The organism is Nocardioides zeae, assembly GCF_010686755.1.
GTDB lineage: Bacteria > Actinomycetota > Actinomycetes > Propionibacteriales > Nocardioidaceae > Nocardioides > Nocardioides zeae.
Window position 1 is genome coordinate 325,402 of sequence record NZ_JAAGXA010000003.1, and the last position, 14,300, is coordinate 339,701.

General features: G+C 76.2%; 12 protein-coding genes. 8 read left to right on the plus strand and 4 right to left on the minus strand.

What is annotated here, in order from left to right:
* Positions 1-26: 26 nt before the first annotated feature.
* Together G3T38_RS06515 and G3T38_RS06520 are read right to left on the minus strand one after the other, a co-directional pair.
* Positions 27-845 carry a SagB family peptide dehydrogenase gene (locus G3T38_RS06515; protein WP_163771275.1) on the minus strand — a complete coding sequence of 273 codons (819 nt, stop codon included), beginning with the start codon at positions 843-845 and terminating at the stop codon, positions 27-29.
* A gap of 3 nt (positions 846-848) precedes the next feature.
* Complete coding sequence (locus G3T38_RS06520; protein WP_163771276.1) at positions 849-2,342, minus strand: malate:quinone oxidoreductase; 1,494 nt, start codon at positions 2,340-2,342, stop codon at positions 849-851.
* A gap of 228 nt (positions 2,343-2,570) precedes the next feature.
* On the opposite strand from G3T38_RS06520, the gene G3T38_RS06525 reads away from it, so the two are divergent.
* Genes G3T38_RS06525 through G3T38_RS06550 form a run of 6 tightly spaced genes read left to right on the plus strand, consistent with a single transcriptional unit; the run spans position 2,571 to position 10,179 of the window.
* Positions 2,571-3,788: a glycosyltransferase family protein gene (locus G3T38_RS06525; RefSeq protein WP_163771277.1), complete on the plus strand. Its 1,218-nt coding sequence runs from the start codon at positions 2,571-2,573 to the stop codon at positions 3,786-3,788.
* Entirely contained in the window at positions 3,775-5,031 is a 1,257-nt protein-coding gene (locus tag G3T38_RS06530) for a glycosyltransferase (RefSeq protein ID WP_163771278.1), read from the plus strand. Before G3T38_RS06525 ends, G3T38_RS06530 begins: the two co-directional genes overlap by 14 nt.
* On the plus strand, positions 5,028-6,200 hold the full coding sequence (locus G3T38_RS06535) for a glycosyltransferase family 4 protein (RefSeq protein ID WP_163771279.1): 1,173 nt from the start codon (positions 5,028-5,030) through the stop codon (positions 6,198-6,200). The genes G3T38_RS06530 and G3T38_RS06535 overlap by 4 nt, the downstream gene beginning before the upstream one ends.
* Positions 6,190-7,971, plus strand: coding sequence for an ABC transporter transmembrane domain-containing protein (locus G3T38_RS06540; RefSeq protein ID WP_163771280.1), 1,782 nt, complete (start codon positions 6,190-6,192; stop codon positions 7,969-7,971). Before G3T38_RS06535 ends, G3T38_RS06540 begins: the two co-directional genes overlap by 11 nt.
* Positions 7,958-9,118 carry an aminoglycoside phosphotransferase family protein gene (locus G3T38_RS06545; RefSeq protein ID WP_163771281.1) on the plus strand — a complete coding sequence of 387 codons (1,161 nt, stop codon included), beginning with the start codon at positions 7,958-7,960 and terminating at the stop codon, positions 9,116-9,118. Before G3T38_RS06540 ends, G3T38_RS06545 begins: the two co-directional genes overlap by 14 nt.
* Positions 9,112-10,179, plus strand: a complete 1,068-nt coding sequence (locus tag G3T38_RS06550) for a phosphotransferase (RefSeq protein WP_163771282.1) — start codon at positions 9,112-9,114, stop codon at positions 10,177-10,179. Before G3T38_RS06545 ends, G3T38_RS06550 begins: the two co-directional genes overlap by 7 nt.
* Here the strand turns inward: G3T38_RS06550 and G3T38_RS06555 are convergent.
* Together G3T38_RS06555 and G3T38_RS06560 are read right to left on the minus strand one after the other, a co-directional pair.
* Positions 10,152-11,867 (minus strand): ATP-binding cassette domain-containing protein, encoded by a 1,716-nt coding sequence (locus tag G3T38_RS06555; protein ID WP_163771283.1) that lies wholly within the window; start codon positions 11,865-11,867, stop codon positions 10,152-10,154. The two genes, G3T38_RS06550 and G3T38_RS06555, sit on opposite strands and share 28 nt — an antisense overlap.
* A 93-nt stretch (positions 11,868-11,960) precedes the next feature.
* Complete coding sequence (locus tag G3T38_RS06560; RefSeq protein ID WP_163771284.1) at positions 11,961-12,365, minus strand: STAS domain-containing protein; 405 nt, start codon at positions 12,363-12,365, stop codon at positions 11,961-11,963.
* Between the two features lie 209 nt (positions 12,366-12,574).
* On the opposite strand from G3T38_RS06560, the gene G3T38_RS06565 reads away from it, so the two are divergent.
* Positions 12,575-13,378 carry an SDR family NAD(P)-dependent oxidoreductase gene (locus G3T38_RS06565; RefSeq protein WP_163771285.1) on the plus strand — a complete coding sequence of 268 codons (804 nt, stop codon included), beginning with the start codon at positions 12,575-12,577 and terminating at the stop codon, positions 13,376-13,378.
* Between the two features lie 34 nt (positions 13,379-13,412).
* Positions 13,413-14,255 (plus strand): helix-turn-helix transcriptional regulator, encoded by an 843-nt coding sequence (locus G3T38_RS06570; RefSeq protein WP_163771286.1) that lies wholly within the window; start codon positions 13,413-13,415, stop codon positions 14,253-14,255.
* Positions 14,256-14,300: the final 45 nt, after the last annotated feature.

Genomic DNA, 14,300 nt, shown 5'->3' on the forward strand with positions numbered 1-14,300 from the left:
ACGGCCCCGAGCGACGGCCCCGACCGTCAGTCCTCCACCCGCGATCCCAGCGCGAAGAGCACGGTCGTGAACTGGTCCTCCGGCAGGTCGAGCAGCGCGTCGAGCGCGGTGTCGTCGTACCCCATGACCGCGACGCCCGGCAGCCCGAGCGCGGTCGCGGCGAGGTAGAGGTGCCCGAGCGCCACGCCGGCGTCGACGTGGAGGGTGCGGTAGTGCCGGGCGGGATACCGGTCCAGCGTCGTGTCCAGCCGCGCCACCAGCGCGACGACGACGCCGGCGCGGTCGGCGAGCTCCGGCTGGTCGAGGGCACGGGCCAGGAACGGCGTCGGGTCGCCGCCCCGCACCGGCACGAGCGCGGGCTCGTCCGCGCGCAGGTCGACCCGGTGGACCCCGGCCGGCACGGGAGCCCCCGGGAGGCCGACGCCCGGCCCGCGCACGACGACGTACGCCGTGAGTGACGGCAACCCGCCGGCCGACGGCGCGACGCTCAGCGCGCGGGACCGTCCGTCGGGCAGGCGCACCGTCCGTTGCACGCCCAGCGCGGCGCGGAGCAGGGCAGCGAGGTCGGGGAGCGGGACGGGGACGGCGCCGTACCGGTAGGACGACCGCCGCGCCGCGAGCACCTCGCCGAGGTCCGCGGCCGGCGGCAGCACCTCCTCGGGAAGCGGCACCGGAGAGGCAGCCGACCCCACGAGCGGCGGCATGACGTCCCGCGCGCCCCGCGGGTCGTCGACGCCGCCGGTGGCGGTGCGGTTCAGCTCGCGGTGCAGCTCGCGCAGGCGCGGTACGTCAGGGTGCGCGGACGCCCCAGACGACGCCCCCGCCGAAGCCCCCGAGGAAGCCACGGCTCAGGCCGACGCGCGCTGCTGGCCCTCGTTGAGCTGCAGGGTCTTGTCGGTGCGCTCGAAGTGCGCGGCCGCGGCGGCCGGGTCCTTCGCCAGCGGCGAGCGGTGGCCGGGGACCATGTCGTCGAGCACCGGGCCCCAGGCGTCCATGCGGTCCGGGAAGCAGCGACCCATGAGGTCGAGCATGATCGCGACCGTCGTGGACGCGCCCGGCGAGGCGCCGAGCAGCCCGGCGATGGTGCCGTCGCCCGCCGCGACGACCTCGGTGCCGAACTGGAGCACGCCACCCTTCTCCGGGTCCTTCTTGATGACCTGGACGCGCTGGCCGGCGGTGATCTTCTCCCAGTCGGCCGGGTCGGCCTCGGGCATGAAGGCGACCAGCTCCTTGAACTTCGTGCTGCGGCGCGCGGCGAGCTGGCTGACGAGGTAGACGACGAGGCTGACGTTGCGGAAGGCGACCTGGATCATCGGCAGCAGGTTGTGGAGGCGCACCGAGCGGAACAGGTCGAAGAGCGACCCGTTCTTGAGGAAGCGCGGGCTGAAGCCGGCGTAGGGACCGAACATGAGGCTGGCCGAGCCGTCGACGACGCGCGTGTCGAGGTGGGGCACCGACATCGGCGGCGCACCGACGGGCGGCTTGCCGTAGACCTTCGCGGCGTGCTTCCGCACGACCTCGGGGTTGCGGGTGCGGAGGAACTCGCCCGAGACGGGGAAGCCGCCGAAGCCGCGGATCTCCTTGATGCCCGACTTCTGCAGCAGGGTGAGCGCCCCGCCGCCGGCGCCCACGAACACGAACCGCGACCGCAGCGTGAACTTCTCGCCCGTGGCGCGCTTCTTGCCGGTGACGACCCAGAGGCCCTCGGCGTCCTTCTTCAGCGAGGTGACCTGCGAGCCGAGCTGCAGCTCCGCTCCGCCCTCGACGAGCTGGTCGGTGAGGATGCGGGTCAACGAGCCGAAGTCGACGTCGGTGCCGGCGGTCGTGAACGTCGCGGCGACGGGCTCGTCGCCCGTGCGGCCGTCGATGAGGGTGGCCGCCCAGCCCCGGATGACCGCGGGGTCGTCGGAGAACTCCATCCCGGCGAAGAGGGGGTGCGGGCGGAGCGCCTCGTACCGCTTGCGCAGGTACTCCACGTTCTCCGCGCCCCACACGAAGCTCATGTGCGGCGTCGGGTTGATGAACGCCTTCGGGTCGGGGATGCGCCCGCTCTCGACGAGGAACGACCAGAACTGTCGCGACAGCTGGAACTGCTCGTTCACCTTCACCGCGGAGGTGATGTCGATGCTGCCGTCCGGCTTCTCCGGCGTGTAGTTGAGCTCGCAGAGCGCCGAGTGCCCCGTGCCCGCGTTGTTCCAGGGGTCGGAGCTCTCCTGGGCGAGGGTGTCCAGGCGCTCGACGAGACGGATCCGCCAGCCCGGCTCGAGCTGCTGCAGCATCGAGCCGAGCGTCGCGCTCATGATGCCGCCACCGATGAGAACTACGTCGAGGGGTGCGTCCACGACACCGATTAGACCGAGCCATCGGTCGGGACACACAACCGGGGTGCCTCCGTGCCCGCATAACGAGACGAACGTCACGTATGTGATCGTTCAAGGCGGCGTGGCGCGTCACCTGCTCGGGGGAGCCCGTGATCCGACGTTCCCCGAGCGAGCGACGTGCCACCGGCATGAGAGTCCTCTCATCCCGGCCTCACGCAGGCGTCACCGACCGCCCGCAGGGTTCCGGTCATGCCCCGTTCACCTCGCCGCCGGGTGGCGCTCTACTCCCACGACACCCAGGGTCTCGGCCACGTCCGCCGGAACATCGAGATCGCCGCCGCCCTGGTCGCCGCACGGCCCGGCACCGACGTGCTGCTGCTGACCGGCACGCCCGCGGCCGCCGCGCTCCCGCTGCCGCCGGGCGCGGAGGTGGTCGTGCTGCCCGGCGTCGCGAAGAACGGTCCGGGCGCCTACGCCGCCGCGTCCCTCGGCCTGCGGCTCGGCGAGGTGCTCGACCTGCGGGGCCGGATGATCGAGAGCGCCCTGGCCGCGTTCTCCCCCGACCTCGTCGTCGTCGACAAGGTGGCGCGCGGCCTGGGCGGCGAGCTCGATGCCGCGCTCCGCACGCTGCGCTCGACGGTCGGTCCCCGCGGCCTGCCCACCCGCGTCGTGCTGGGCCTCCGCGACGTCCTCGACGACCCGGCGACGGCACGGGCCGAGTGGGAGGCGGAGGACACGACGGCGGCCGTGCGGGCGTCGTACGACGCGGTGTGGGTCTACGGCGACCCCCGCGTCCACGACCTCGCGGCCACGCTGCGCCTCCCGGACGACGTGGCGGCGATGGTGCGGCACACGGGCTACCTCGCCCACGGCCGCGGCGGCCACGTCACCACGCCGCCCGCGGGCGACCCGACGCCCCCGGAGCAGCCCTACGTGCTGTGCCTCGTCGGCGGCGGACAGGACGGTCACCTCCTCGCCGACACGGTCGCCCGCACCCCGCTCCCCGCGGGTCACCGCGCCGTCCTCGTCACCGGACCCTGCATGCCGGTCGCCCAGCGGCAGCGCCTGCAGGACCTGGCGGCGCACCGCCCCGACCTCGACGTGCACTCCTTCGTCGGCGACACCCGCCCGCTCGTGGCCGGCGCGGCCGCCGTGGTGAGCATGGGCGGCTACAACTCCGTCTGCGAGCTCCTCACCGCCGGGCGACCGACCCTCGTGGTGCCCCGCACGTCCCCGCGCCGCGAGCAGCTCGTGCGCGCCGAGGGCCTCGCGCCGCACACGGGGCTCGACCACGTCCGGGCCGAGCACGCGACACCGGCGCTGCTCGCGGGGTGGCTGGACCGCGCCGTACGCCGCGCAGCGACCCCCCACGACCTCGACCTCGACGGGCTCGGCCGGCTGCCGCGGCTCGTCGACGACCTGCTCGCCCCCACCCTCGCCGAGGAGACCTCCCGTGCCACTGCCTGAGAACCGGCTGCCTGATGACCGGCTGCCCGAGAACCGGCTGCCTGCGACCCGTGTCGGCTACGTCCTGACGATGTTCCCGCGCTTCTCCGAGACGTTCGTGCTCACCGAGCTGCTCGCCCTCGAGGCCCGCGGGCTGGAGCTGCGCGTGCTGTCGCTGCGCTCCCCCGACGACGGTCGCTTCCACGCCGCGCTGGGCGACCTCCGGGCGCCGGTGACCTACCTGCCGCACCTCACCCGGAGCCCCAAGGGCACCGCCGTCTGGGACGCGCTGCGGGCCGCCCACGGTCGGCTCCCCGGCCTCGCGGCGCACCTCGACGACGTGCTGGCGCTTCCCGCCGAGACGGGCGCGGCTGCCCTCGCCGTGGCGACCGAGGCCGTCGAGGCGGGCCTCACCCACCTGCACGCGCACTTCGCGGACACCCCGGCCACGGTCGCCCGCGTCGCCGCCCGGCTGGCCGGCATCACCTGCTCGCTGACCGCCCACGCGAAGGACGTCTTCCACGACGGTCTCGACGCCGACGCCCTGCACGCCAACCTCGCGGGCGTCGACACGGTGGTGACGGTCTCCGACTTCCACGTCGAGCACCTCCGCGGCCTCGCGCCGACCGCGAACGTCGTGCGCGTCTACAACGGCCTCGACCTCGACCGGTTCGCCCTGCACACGGGCCGTCGCGCCACCCGCACGGTCGCGGCCGTCGGTCGCCTCGTGCCGAAGAAGGGCTTCGACGTGCTCCTCGAGGCCACCGCCCTGCTGGCGCGGGCCGGCGACCCGCTGCGCGTGCACCTCGTCGGGGCCGGCGCGGAGGAGGGCCGGCTGCGCGACCTCGTCGCCACCCTCGGCATCGCCGACCGCGTCGACCTCCTCGGCCCGCTCCCCCAGGACCGGATGCTCCAGGTCGTCGCCGACGCGACGCTCCTCGCGGCGCCCTGCCGGGTCGCCGCCGACGGCAACCGCGACGGCCTCCCGACGGTCGTGCTCGAGGCCCTGGCCCTCGGCACGCCCTGCGTGACCACCCCCGTCACGGGCATCCCCGAGGCCGTCGTCGACGGCCGCAGCGGCGCGCTCGTGCCGGAGGGCGACCCCGTCGCGCTCGCCGCCGCGCTGAAGGAGCTGCTCGACGACCCGGGGCTGCGGGCCGCGTACGCCGCCGCCGGCCGCGCCCGTGTCGAGGAGGCCTTCGACACGCGGACCAACGTGGCCCTCCTCGAGCGCCACCTCGGCGTCGCGCGGGTGCCGGCATGAGGGTCGCCTACGTCTCGACCGACCCCGGCATCGACGTGCTCGGCACGAAGGGCGCCTCGGTGCACGTGCAGGCCGTCGTCGCGGCCCTGCTCCGCCGCGGCGTCGAGGTCGACCTGTTGACCCCGCGGGCCGACGACACCGCGGCCGCCGACCTCGCCGCGCACCCCCGGCTGCGGATCCACCGCCTGCCGCGCGTCGGCCGCGGCGAGCCCGCCGCCCGGGAGCACGCCGCCCGGGCCAGCGACGCCGCCGTCGCGGACCTGCTCGACGGGCTCCACCAGGCTCGCCCGCTCGACCTCGTCTACGAGCGCTACGCCCTGTGGGGGCGTACGGCGACGGCCTGGGCCGCCACCCGCGCCGTACCGTCCCTGCTCGAGGTCAACGCCCCCCTCCCGCTCGAGCAGGCCCGGCACCGCGTGCTGGTGGACGAGCCGGGGGCGTACGACGCGGCCCGCGCCGCCCTGACCGCCGCCACGTCCGTGATCGGCGTCAGCCCGGCGGTCAGCGACTGGGCGCGCTCGCTGGGGGCCGATCACGTGACGACGATCGGGAACGGCGTCGACACGCGTCGCGTCGTGCCGGCCGAGCGACCCGTCCACGACGGCCGCCCCGATCCCGACCGGCCCTTCACCCTCGGCTTCGTCGGCACCCTCAAGGGCTGGCACGGCGTGGAGACGCTCCTGGCGGCGCTCGCCCTGCTCGGTCCCGGCCACCGCCTGCTCGTCGTCGGCGACGGGCCCCTGGCGGCCGGCCTGCGGGCCACCGCCGACCGGCTCGGCGTCGGGGACCGGGTGACCTGGACCGGCGCCGTACCGGCCGCGGCGGTGCCCGCGCTGCTGCAGCAGGTGGACGTGGCGTGCGCGCCGTACCCACCCCTCGACGACTTCTACTTCTCGCCGCTGAAGGTGACGGAGTACCTGGCCGCGGGCCTGCCCGTCGTCGCGAGCGACGTCGGCGGGCTCCGCGACCTGCTCGACGGTGGCACGCTCGTGGCGCCCGGTGACCCCGCCGCGCTGGCGGCCGCTGTGGCCGACCTCCGCGACGACGTCGCCCGGCGGCGCGCCCTCCGCGCCGCGAACCGCCGCGCCGCCCTCGCGCTCGACTGGGACCACGTCGTGACCGCGTCCCTCGCCACCCTGCCCCCGACAGGAGCCACCCGTGTCGCGTGAGAAGCCCACGACGCTGCGCGAGGCCGGGCCCGGACTGCGGCGCACCGCGACCCACCTGCGGCCCTACCTGCGCAAGGAGACCCCGCTCGTCGCCGGCGGCATGCTGGCGCTGCTCGTCGAGGTGCTCATGCGGCTCGCCGAGCCGTGGCCGCTCAAGGTCGTCATCGACACCGTCATCGCCGCCTCGGGGACCGACGTGGCGGGAGCCGCGCCGGGCGACGTCCGGGCCACGCTGGCGATCGCCGCGGCCGCCCTGCTCGGGGTTGTGCTGGTGCGGGCGGTGGCCGCCTACCTGACGACGCTGGCGTTCGCGCTCGCCGGCAACCGGCTGCTGACCCGGGTGCGGGCCGATGCCTACGCCCACCTGCAGCGACTGCCGATGGCCTTCCACGACAAGGCACGCACCGGCGACCTCGTGCAGCGCGTGACCGGCGACGTCGGCCGCCTCAAGGAGGTCGTCGTCACCGCAGGGCTCCCGCTCGTCGGCAACGTCGTCACGATGCTCGGGATGGTCGTCGTCGTCGCGTTCCTCGACTGGCCCCTGGCGCTGCTGATGGTCACCGTCGTGCCGCTGTTCCTGCTCGCCGGTCGCGAGACGTCGCGCAGCATCCACGGCGTCTCGAAGGACCAGCGCAAGGCCGAGGGCGAGCTGGCCTCGCTCGCCACGGAGACGCTCTCGTCGATGCGGGTCGTGCACTCCTACGGCCTCGCCGACCACCTCCAGGGCCGCTTCGCGCAGAGCAACGGCCGCAGCCTCACCGAGGGCGTGCGCACCAAGCGGCTCTCGGCGCGCCTCGAGCGGAGCACCGACGTGCTGGTCGGGCTCGCGACCGCGCTGGTCCTGTACGTCGGCGCGCAGCGCGTGCTCGCCGGGATGCTCACGCCGGGCGAGCTCGTCGTGTTCCTGACCTACCTGAAGGCGACGTTCAAGCCGATGCGGGACCTGGCGAAGTACACCGGCCGCATCGCCGCCGCGGCCGCCTCGGGTGAGCGGGTCGTCGACCTGCTGGAGGTCGAGCCCACCGTGCGCGACCACCCCGAGGCCCGCACGGCCCCGGCCCTGCGCGGCGAGCTCGTGCTCGACGACGTCTGGGTCTCCTACACGCCCGACGCACCCGTGCTCCGCGGCGTCTCCCTGCGGGTCGCGGCCGGGGAGCGGGTGGCGCTCGTCGGCACCTCGGGCTCCGGCAAGTCGACGCTCGCCGGGCTCCTGTCGCGGCTGCGCGACCCCGACGCCGGCGCCGTGCGGGTCGACGGGCACGACCTGCGCGACCTGACGCTGGAGTCCCTGCGCAGCCAGGTCTCCGTCGTGCTGCAGGAGAGCGTGCTGTTCGCGACCTCCATCGAGGAGAACATCGCCCACGGCCGGCCCGGCGCCACCCGGGAGGAGATCGAGGAGGCCGCCCGGATCGCGGGCGCGCACGACTTCGTCGAGGCCCTGCCCCACGGCTACGCCACCGTCGTCGGCGAGCGCGGCGCCACCCTGTCCGGCGGGCAGCGGCAGCGCATCGCCATCGCCCGCGCCGCCGTGCGCCGCGCGCCCGTCGTGGTGCTCGACGAGGCCCTCACCGGCCTCGACGAGGGCACGGAGGCGGAGGTGCTGGTCGCCCTGGAGCGGCTCACCGCCGGGCGCACGACGATCGTCGTCACCCACGACCTCGCCCACGCCCGCGACTGCGACCGCGTGGTGTGGCTCGAGGACGGCGAGGTCGTCGCCGACGGCCCGCCCGCCGTCGTGCTCGCCCCGGGAGCGGTCCGTGCGGCCGGCTGAGCGGGTGATCGAGCGCCGGGGCCTCCCCGAGCTCGGCGTCCCCGACCTCGGCGTCCCCGGGCTCGACGTGCTCCTCGGCGACGGGCTCGCCGACCTGCTCGGCACGGACGACCTCACCCGGCTCCGCCTGCGTGTGAAGGCCGGCACGTCGGCCGCCCTCGCGGTACGCCGCGGCTCCGACCACCTCGTCGTGCTCGCCGCCGCGGGCCACGCCCGGCCGAAGCTGGCGAAGTCGCACGCCCGGGCCGCCCGGCTCGGCGCCGTCGTGGCCGCGGACCCCGGGGCGGGCGTGCTCGCGACGTACCTGGTCGGCGACCGCGACCTCCCCGGCCTCCGGCGCCTGCCGGCGGACGCCGTCGTGCTGTCGGCCAACCCGCAGCGACGGGTCGTCGCGCGGGTGGAGGGTCCCGACGGACCGGCCGTGCTCCGCGTCGTGCGGCCGTCGGCCCACGCCGCGGCCCTGCGGGGGCCGCGGGCGCTGGCGGGCCGGGCCGGGACGCCGCGGCTGCTGGCCGCCGACGCCCGCCGCGGGATGCTCACCACGAGCTGGGTGCCGGGTCGCCCGCTCGACGGCGCCCCCGACGCGCGGGCGCTACGCCCCGCCGGTGCCGCCGTCGCGGACCTGCACGGGACCGCGACCGGGCTCCCGCTCGAGGAGCGTCCGCTGCGGGCCCTGGCGCAGGCACGCGACCAGCTGGCCCTGCTCCTGCCCACCGAGGCGGGCCGGATCGCCGCGCTCGCGGCGCGGGCGGCGCAGGCCCTGCACGACGCTCCGCTCGGGCCGGTCGTGACCCTCCACGGCGACCTCTCCCGCGACCAGCTCGTGCTCGACGGCAGCCCGGACACGCCACGGATCGGGGTCCTCGACCTCGACCGCGCCCGACGCGGCGAGGCCGCCGACGACCTCGGCAACCTCCTCGCTGACGACGTGGTCCGGGGGCAGGTCCGGGGGCAGGTCCAGGGGCGGGAGCACGCGGACCTGCTGGCGGGGTACGCCGCGGTCCGCCCCCTCCCCGACCCGGCGGCGCTCCGGGCCTGGACCGCCGGCCACCTCCTGCGGCGCGCCGTCGAGCCGTTCCGCACCTGCGCACCCGACTGGCGGAGCACCACGACCGCCCTGCTCACCACCCTGGAGGACCTGTGCTGACGCGCTTCGCCGCCGTCCGCGCCGAGGTGGCCGCCGCGGGCCTCGACCTCGAGCGCGCGCAGCCCCGCAGCAGCACCCACCTGTTGCTGCACCTCCGGCAGCCGGACGGGATGCTCGTGCCCGGCCAGTGGATCGCCGACGCCGACGAGGCGGACCGGGTCGCGCGACGCACCGCGGCCGGCGCCCCCGCGGGTGCCGTCGAGCGCCACGGGGACCACGTCGTCGTGCAGCGCCACGGCGCCGACCGCCGCCTGCCGGAGCTCGCCCCCCTCGTCGCCGCGCCCGGCACCCACCTCGTCGCCCACCGGCCCGAACGCCGCGCCGTCGTGCGCGTCGACCGGGGCGACGCGCCGCCGCACTTCGTGAAGGTGCTGCGCGGGGACCGTGCCACCGAGGCCGCCGCCACGCTCGAGCACCTGGCCGCCGCCGGCCTTCCGGTGCCCCGCGTGCGACCCGGCGCGCCCTCCGCCCTCCTCGTCACCGAGGCGCTGCCCGGGACGACGCTGCACGACCTGCTGGCGACGCGGGCCGCCGTCCGCACCAGCGACCTCCACGCGATCGGCGCCCTCGTCCGGCGCCTGCACGACGTCGCCCCCGCCCCCGGGACGCCCCACCACGACGACGGGGACGAAGCGGACCTGACGCGCCGGGCGGTGGGTCTCGCCGCGGCGTACGGGCTCGGGGCGGAGGTGCCGGCCGGGCTCGACGACGTGGTCGCGCGCCTCGCCGCCGTCCCCGCTCCGGACCGGCCCGTGCTGCTGCACCGCGACCTCCACGACAAGCAGCTGCTGCGGGACCCGGCCACGGGCAGCTGGTCGCTGCTCGACCTCGACCTGCTGGCGCTCGGCGACCCCGCGCTCGACCTCGCCAACATGGCCGTCCACCTCGAGCTCCGCGCCCGGCAGGGCCTGCTCGACGCCGCGCTCGTGGCGGGGTGGTCGGCCGCCCTGCTGGAGGGGTACGGCGCGGACGAGCGCACCCGCCTCGCCGTCGAGGCCCACGCGGCGGTGGCCCGGGTGCGACTCGCGGCGGTCTACGCGTTCCGGCCGGGCGGGGGCTGAGGCGGAGGCGGGGGCTGAGGCGCGCTCAACCGCAGCTCGTCCCCCGTCCACCGCGCCCGCAACCACCGGTCGTGGGTGGTCACGACGACCGTGCCCGGGGCGACGCCGACGGCCTCCTCGAGCTCGCCCGCGAGCCGCAGGGACAGGTGGTTCGTCGGCTCGTCGAGCAGGAGCAGGTCGGGCGCGGCGGCGACGGCGACCGCGAGGTCGAGCCGGCGGCGCTGCCCGACGCTGAGCGCCCCGACGGGCGTCGCGTGGGCGCGCGGGGGCAGCAGGCCGAGCGAGCGCAGCGGGACGCGCTCGGCCGTCTCCGGCCCCACGGCCGCGAGGTAGGCGGCCCGCGCCGTGCGCCGCGGGTGGGTCACCAGGGGGTCCTGCCGGAGCAGGCGCACGGTGCGGGCGCGCACCTCGAGCACGCCGCCGACGGGGAGGCCGGCGGGCAGCTCCCCCGCCAGCGCCGCCAGCAGGGTCGACTTGCCCGAGCCGTTGGGGCCGGTCACGAGGAGCTTCCGGCCCGCGGCGAGGTCGAGGCGCTCCAGCGTGAGGCGCCCGGGCACGACCAGGTCGCGTACCTGCACGACGAGCCCGTCGCCGCCCGCGTTCGCCGTGAGGGCGCCGGCGAAGCGCAGCGGCGGGCGCGGCTTCGGCAGGGCCCCCCGCTCCGCGACCTCCAGCCGGCGCTCCGCGTCGCGCACACGCCGCGCGTGGGTGCGCTCGACGCGGGCGCCCTTGAAGGCGTGGACGAACTTGTCGTTGTCCCGCGGGCCACGGCCGCGGGCCACGGCGGTGGTCCCGATGCGGGTCGCCGCCCGCAGGTCCGCGATCTCGTCCTGCTGCGCGGCCCAGGTCTCCTCCCAGCGGCGCCGGCTGGCCTCCTGGTGCGCGAGGTAGTCGCCGAACGACCCCCCGAACACCCGCCCGCCCGCGCCGTCGGTGCCGAGCGCACCGGCGTCCACGTCGAGCAGCGAGGTGCAGACCCGGTCGAGGAACGTGCGGTCGTGGCTCGCCGCCACGACGACCCCCGGCAGCTGCACGAGCGCGCCCTCGAGCAGGTCGAGCGCCTCGGCGTCGAGGTGGTTGGTGGGCTCGTCGAGCAGCAGGCAGTCGGGGCGCCGCACCAGGGCCGCGGCCAGCGCGAGCCGCGTGCGCTGACCGCCCGACAGCGCGGCGACCGGACGGTCCCGGTCGAGGTCGGCCACGCCCAGCACCCCGGCCGTGACCTCGGCCCGGCGGTCGGCGTCCCAGGCGTCGTGGTGGGTCGCGCGGGCGAGCACGGCGTCGTACGCCTCGCCCAACCGCGGGTCGAGCGCACCGTCGCCCGCCGCCATCAGTCCGGCGAGCCGCTCGAGCTCGGCCACGAGGTCGTGCAGCGGCCGCAGCGCGTCGTCGAGGAGGTCGCCGACGGTGCCGCGCGTCGCGCGGCCGTCCCGCCCCACGGCCGGTTCCTGCGCGAGGTGGACGAGGTCGCGCGGACGCACGACGGTGCCAGCGTCGGGGCGCTCCACGCCGGCGAGGAGCCGCAGCAGGGTCGACTTGCCGGAGCCGTTCTCACCGATGAGCCCGAGCCGGGTGCCGGGCGGCACCGTGAGGTCGAGGCCGTCGAGCACGGTGCGGTCGCCGTAGGAGCGCACGAGCCCCCGGGCGGTCAGGGGGGCGAGGGCGGAGTCGGCAGCAGGAGTGGTGGTCACGGGGAGCTCTTCCGAGGAGGACGGGGACCACGCGGGCAGACAGGTGCCTCGGGCCGCGGTCGGGGGTGTCCTCAGAGCTCCACGGGAGCGAGCCTACGCAGCGGGCGGGAGGGGATCCACTCCATTTCCGCCGTGGACACCCGCGTGCTCACGGGCGTCGATCCGGCGGAGCACGTCGATGACGCGTCCGGCCAGCGTGCCGTCGGGCGCGTGCACGACGACGGTCGAGCCGCCGTCACGGACGTAGCGGAAGCCCTCCGCGAGCTCGCGCAGCCCGCCGGCGAGGAGCATCTCGACGCCGCTGAGGTCGATGGTCACCTCGGGCACCGTCCGCAGGTCGGTGGACTCGAGGAACGTGCGCATGCCGTGGCCGCTGCGCCGGTCGATGGTGCCGCGGACCGTGACGGTCGAGCCGTCCGGCTCGAGCCGGATGTCGACGGGCGAGATCTGCGGGACCGTGGGGGTCGTGTCGGGAGAAGGGATGATCTGGTCGGGCATGTCTGCCCTCCTTGCGATTACGCACCCGAGACCGGGGACGTGTCCCTCGACGGTACGCGTGTTCGACTGCCGCGTCACTTGTTGCTGCAACCAGCCTCACCCGTTCGGTGTCGACCCAGTTCAGAGGGGTGGTTGCACCATCCAGGGACCACCTGTCCCCGGATGACCGCGACCTTCTCCGCGGGCCGCACCGGACGCACGGTGGAGGCATGACCACGAACCCCGCACCCAGCCACACCTCCAGCCCCACCGCCGGCCCCGTCCGCACCACCCTCGTCACGGGCGGCAGCCGCGGTCTCGGCCGCGCCGCCGCCCTGGCGCTCGCCGAGAGCGGCAGCGACGTCCTCCTCACCTACCGCTCCGCAGCGGCGGAGGCCGCCGAGGTCGTCGCCGCCGTCGAGGCGCGCGGCCGACGGGCCGTCGCGCTCCGGCTCGACGTCACCGAGCCGGACTCCTTCGCGGCCTTCGCCGACGACGTGCGGCGCGCACTCGCCACCCTCGACCGCACCCACCTCGACGCCCTCGTCCACAACGCCGGCGTGGCCGGCTGGACGACGCTCGGCGCCACCACCGCCGCCCAGGTGCAGGGCCTCGTGGCGGTCCACCTCACCTCGGTCGTCCTGCTGACGCAGGAGCTCGTGCCCCTCGTCGCGGACGGCGGCCGCATCGTCACCACGTCCACCGGCCTGGCCCGGTTCGTCGGCGCCTTCGGCTACTCCGTGTACGCCGCGGTCAAGGGCGCCGTCGAGGTCTACACGCGGTACCTGGCGAAGGAGCTGGGCCCGCGCCGGATCGCCGTGAACTCCGTGGCCCCGGGCCCCACGGCCACCGACTTCGCGGGCGGCGTGCTGCGCGACGACGACGAGGTGCGCGCCCACCTCGCCCAGGTCGTCGCGATGGGCGGCGTCGGCGAGCCCGAGGACGTCGGCGCGGTGGTCGCCGCGGTGGCGGGTCCCGCGATGGGCTGGGTCACCGGGCAGCGCATCGAGGCCTCGGGCGGGATGAACCTGTGACGCGCCGTCCCGACGGCCGGGCAGGATGAGCGGCATGGACCGCGCGCAGCTCGCCCACTTCCTCCGCACCCGGCGCGAGGCGCTGCAGCCGGAGGACGTCGGCCTGCCCCGCGGCGCCCGCCGCCGCACCGGCGGGCTGCGGCGCGAGGAGGTGGCGGCGCTGGCGCAGATGTCGGCCGACTACTACGGGCGCATCGAGCAGCAGCGCGGGCCGGAGCCGTCGGAGCAGATGCTCACGTCCCTCGCCCGCGCCCTGCGGCTCACGTTGGAGGAGCGCGACCACCTGTTCCGCCTCGGCGGCTACGCCTCGCCCGGCCGCGCCCGCCGCTCCGACCACGTCGACGTCGGCATCATGCGCATCCTCGACCGCCTGGCCGACACGCCGGCGATGGTGGTCACGGGCTCCGGGGAGACCCTCGTGCAGACGCCGGCCGCGGTGGCGCTGCTGGGTGACGAGACGGCGCACGAGGGCCTGTCCCGCAACGTCGTGCACCGCTGGTTCACGGACCCGACGAGCCGTGACCGCTACCCGGCCGAGGACCGACCGGAGCACGCCCGGGTGTTCGTCGCGGACCTGCGCGCGGCGTACACGCGCGAGGGTCCGGACTCCTTCCCCGGCCGCGTGGTCGCGGACCTGGAGGCCACGAGTCCCGAGTTCCGCGAGGTGTGGGCGGCGCACGAGGTCGGCGTGAAGCACCCGCGCACCAAGCGGATCCGGCACCCGGAGGTGGGCCTGCTGGAGGTGCACTGCCAGACGTTGTACGACGCGGAGCAGTCCCAGGGCCTCCTCGTCTTCACGGCGACCCCGGGCACGGAGAGCCACGAGAAGCTGCGGCTGCTGTCCGTGATCGGGACGCAGGAGCTGCGCCCCCGCTGATCTGCACGGAACCTCCACGGTTCGTCCCCCACTCCCGGCCCCGTG

Coding starts and splice junctions, on each gene's coding strand:
- G3T38_RS06525 (WP_163771277.1), top strand. CDS start 2,571: ATGCCCCGTTCACCTCGCCGCCGGGTGGCGCTCTACTCCCACGACACC.
- G3T38_RS06535 (WP_163771279.1), top strand. CDS start 5,028: ATGAGGGTCGCCTACGTCTCGACCGACCCCGGCATCGACGTGCTCGGC.
- G3T38_RS06560 (WP_163771284.1), bottom strand. CDS start 12,365: ATGCCCGACCAGATCATCCCTTCTCCCGACACGACCCCCACGGTCCCG.
- G3T38_RS06565 (WP_163771285.1), top strand. CDS start 12,575: ATGACCACGAACCCCGCACCCAGCCACACCTCCAGCCCCACCGCCGGC.
- G3T38_RS06570 (WP_163771286.1), top strand. CDS start 13,413: ATGGACCGCGCGCAGCTCGCCCACTTCCTCCGCACCCGGCGCGAGGCG.